Source organism: Hypericibacter sp. (genome assembly GCF_050729195.1).
Lineage (GTDB): Bacteria > Pseudomonadota > Alphaproteobacteria > Dongiales > Dongiaceae > Hypericibacter.
The window spans coordinates 1-3,590 of record NZ_JBOHKS010000209.1 but is presented as its reverse complement, the minus strand read 5'-3'; the positions used below and the strand labels follow the sequence as shown (position 1 = coordinate 3,590).

The window sequence follows — 3,590 nt, the reverse complement described above, 5'->3', positions numbered from 1 at the left end:
GGACGCCAACCGGCCGTTGCTGCGTGGCCTGCTCGCGGAGCTGGGCTTCGAGGTGAACGATCTGGGCATCATCCCGGACGATCCGATCGCGCTCGATCGCCGCCTGTCCGATGCGGCCCACAGCCATGATTTCATCGTCACCTCGGGCGGCATGTCGGTCGGCGCGGAAGACTATATGCGCCCCGTGATCCTGCAGCGCGGCGCCCTCGAGATGTGGCGCCTGGCGATCAAACCGGGGAAGCCGGTCGGCTTCGGCGATATCGACACCTGTCCGATCCTGGCCCTGCCCGGCAATCCGGTGGCGGTGCTGGTGACGTTCCTGATGTTCGGCCGGCCCATCCTGCTGCGTTTCGCAGGCGCTGGCGACGAGGCGCTGCCGGTGCTGCGGGTGGCCGCCGGCTTCGACATCAAGAAGAAATCCGGCCGGCGCGATTTCCTGTTCGCCACTCTGGCCCACGATGACGCCGGCCTCAGTGTCGCGACGCCCACGCCAAAGCAGGGGGCGGCCATGCTCTCGCCGCTCGTGCAGATGCAGGGCTTCATCACGCTCGAGGAAGAGCGCGATCAGGTGCGGCGGGGCGATCTCGTCGACTTCATTCCGCTGGGATTCTGGGCGGATTGACGTCGCCGTTCTCTTCCGTCAACTGATCAAGAAGGCGTGACCGGTCGTCGGTGCCTTCCTCGGCAGCGGAGCTCAGACCTCTAACGCTCGCATGCTTGCCCGTCGTATCTCCTGTCAAAGCATGAGCTTGGTAACCGGACGATGTCGCCTTGCGAAGGCCGCGCCTCGTCGCTCTCGCCTTATCACAACTTCGTTATAGTTCAACGAATATAACCACTTGCCACCATATGACGCGTATCTTCCAGCGCGATCGATCGCGCGGCCTTCAAGGGTGGTGACCCCCTCCGATGTATTTCGTTCTCTGCTATCTCGCGGGCGCCCTGACGATCATCAGCCCCTGCATTCTTCCCGTCCTGCCCTTCGTGTTCGCGAACGGCGCGCGGCCGTTCCTGCGCAACGGTTTGCCGCTGTTCGCGGGATTGGCCGTGACCTTCGCGCTGGTCGCGTCGGCGGCGACGCTGGGCGGCGGCTGGGTCGCGCATGCCAATCAGTATGGCCGCTGGATCGCGCTCGCGGTGCTGGCGCTGTTCGGGCTGGTGCTGCTCTCGAGCGGATTGGCCGACCGGCTGATGCAGCCGCTGGTGCGGCAGGGCGAGAAGCTGCTCGCGGTCTCGGATTCGACCTCGGGCCGCGGAATGTTGCGCTCCTTCATCCTCGGCATCGCCACGGGCCTGCTCTGGGCGCCTTGCGCGGGCCCGGTGCTGGGGTTGGTCCTCACCGGCGCCGCGCTCAACGGCGCGAGTTTCGGAACGGCGCTGCTGTTGTTCGCCTATGCGGCCGGCGCCGCCACGTCGCTCGCGGTCGCCCTGCTGGCGGGCAGTCGGATCTTCGCCCTTCTGAAACGGTCATTGGGTGCCGATCGATGGATCCGGCGCGCGCTCGGCGTCGCGGTGTTGATCGGCGTGGCCGCCATCGCGACCGGGACCGACAGGGGTATCCTGACGCAGCTCTCGGCAGCGAACACCGGGGCCGTCGAGCAATGGCTGCTCGATCGGCTGCAGCCGATGGCGACGCCGGCCGCGATGACAGGGCCGACGGTCATGACCGGCGCGCCCGCCATGACGGGCACGGCGCCGGCTGTGGCCCCCGCCATGACGGGTTCGACCGGCATGACGGGCACGGTCGCGGGATCGACGGCAGCCCCGCTGCCCGATAGCCTGCTCGATTTCAAAGGTGCGGTCGCCTGGCTGAATTCGCCGCCGCTCGACGCGGCCGCGCTCAAGGGCAAGGTCGTCGTCGTCGATTTCTGGACCTATTCCTGCATCAACTGCCTGCGCTCGATTCCCTACACGCTGGCTTGGGCGAAGAAATACCAGGACCAGGGGCTGGTCGTGATCGGCGTCCATGCGCCGGAATTCGCCTTCGAGCGCAACGAGCAGAATGTGGAACAGGCGGTCCATGATCTGGGGATCACCTATCCCGTCGCCATCGACAACGATTATGCGATCTGGCGGGCTTTCGATAACCAGTATTGGCCGGCGCATTACTTCTTCGACGCGACCGGCAAGCTGCGTTACCACCATTTCGGCGAAGGAAAATACGACCAGTCGGAAGGCGTGATCCAAGGCCTCCTGGCCGAGCGTAACGGCACGCCCGCCCCGACGGGCCTGGTCCAGGTCAGCGCCAGCGGCGCCCAGGCCGCCGCCGATGAAGCCGATCTGCAATCGCCGGAAACCTATGTCGGCTATCGGCGGGCCGATCTTCAGCAGTTCGTTTCCGCCGGCGGCTTCGCCCAGGATCAGGCCAAGTCCTACACCGCGCCGGCCGACCTCGGTTTGAACGACTGGGCGCTGGTGGGCAACTGGACTGCGATGCCGGAGCAATCCACGCTGGACCAGCCCTCGGGCGCGATCCTCTTCAAGTTCCACGCCCGCGACCTCCATCTCGTGCTGGGACCGGCCACGGCCGGCAAGCCGATCCGCTTTCGCGTGACGCTCGATGGCGCGGCGCCTGGCGCCGATCACGGCATGGATGTCGATGCCGACGGCATGGGAACCGTCACGAGCCAGCGGCTCTATCAGCTGGTGCGGCAGCAGCAGGGCGTGCGCGACCGGCTCTTCAAGATCGAGTTCCTGGATCCCGGCGTTCAGGCTTTCTCATTCACCTTCGGCTGACCGGCAAGGAGCGAAGCATGGCTTCCGTCATTAAGGAGATGTCGATGCGTCCGGCCTTCACGCGGCGCCTGTTCCTCGCGGGAGGATCGCTCTCGATCGTCGCCCTCACCTTATTATGGTCGTTGCTGGAGCGGAGCGCTGCCGATACCGCGAGCCAGGCGGTACTGATCGTTCCCTTCGGCAATGATGGCCAGGGGCAGACCCCGGTCATGGAGTCGAAGGTCGTGAAGACCACCGAGGAATGGCAGAAGCAGCTCTCGCCCGCCGCCTATGACGTGACCCGTGAGGCCGGAACCGAGGCGCCTTTCTCGGGCGAGAACCTCAACGTCCACGACAACGGTATCTTCCGCTGCATCTGCTGCGACAATGCCTTGTTCAGCTCGGCGACGAAGTTCGATTCCGGCACCGGCTGGCCGAGCTTCTGGCAGCCCATCGCCAAGGAAAATGTGGTCGAGACGCAAGACACCAGCTTCGGCATGACGCGAGTCGCGGTAACCTGCACGCTTTGCGACGCGCATCTCGGCCATGTCTTCGACGATGGCCCGGCGCCGACCGGCCTTCGCTACTGCATGAATTCGGTCGCGCTGCGCTTTGCGCCGATCGCGTGACCCGGCCCATTCGAACAGAGGAGAATCCGCCATGAACCGTACCCTGAAGATCGCCGGCGGCTGTGCCGTGCTGCTGCTGGGTCTGGCAACCAGCCAGATCGTGACTCATGCGACCGCGGGCGTGCCGATTCCCGATCCGGCCGTCGATGCGCCCCTGGCGTCGTCGCCTGGCAAGCAGACGGCGGTCCTTGCCGGCGGCTGCTTCTGGGGGATGCAGCTCGTGTTCGAGCATCTCAAGGGCGTCGA

4 protein-coding genes are annotated in these 3,590 nt (G+C 65.7%); all 4 read left to right on the top strand.

From position 1 onward, the window contains the following. Positions 1–622: molybdopterin molybdotransferase MoeA (locus ACREE8_RS16275; protein WP_431574064.1), on the top strand; the 622-nt coding region annotated here is incomplete at its 5' end. A 287-nt stretch (positions 623–909) separates the two neighbouring features. Then, on the top strand, positions 910–2,736 hold the full coding sequence (locus ACREE8_RS16270) for a cytochrome c biogenesis protein DipZ (RefSeq protein WP_431574063.1): 1,827 nt from the start codon (positions 910–912) through the stop codon (positions 2,734–2,736). Positions 2,737–2,753: 17 nt separating this feature from the next. Further along, complete coding sequence (msrB, locus tag ACREE8_RS16265; protein ID WP_431574062.1) at positions 2,754–3,344, top strand: peptide-methionine (R)-S-oxide reductase MsrB; 591 nt, start codon at positions 2,754–2,756, stop codon at positions 3,342–3,344. A 31-nt stretch (positions 3,345–3,375) separates the two neighbouring features. Next, the coding region (locus ACREE8_RS16260; protein WP_431574061.1) for a peptide-methionine (S)-S-oxide reductase at positions 3,376–3,590 on the top strand (215 nt) is incomplete at its 3' end.

What these genes read in the sequence shown, in the direction of transcription:
- ACREE8_RS16270 (WP_431574063.1), top strand. Translation starts at nt 910, where the DNA reads ATGTATTTCGTTCTCTGCTATCTCGCGGGCGCCCTGACGATCATCAGC.
- msrB (WP_431574062.1), top strand. Translation starts at nt 2,754, where the DNA reads ATGGCTTCCGTCATTAAGGAGATGTCGATGCGTCCGGCCTTCACGCGG.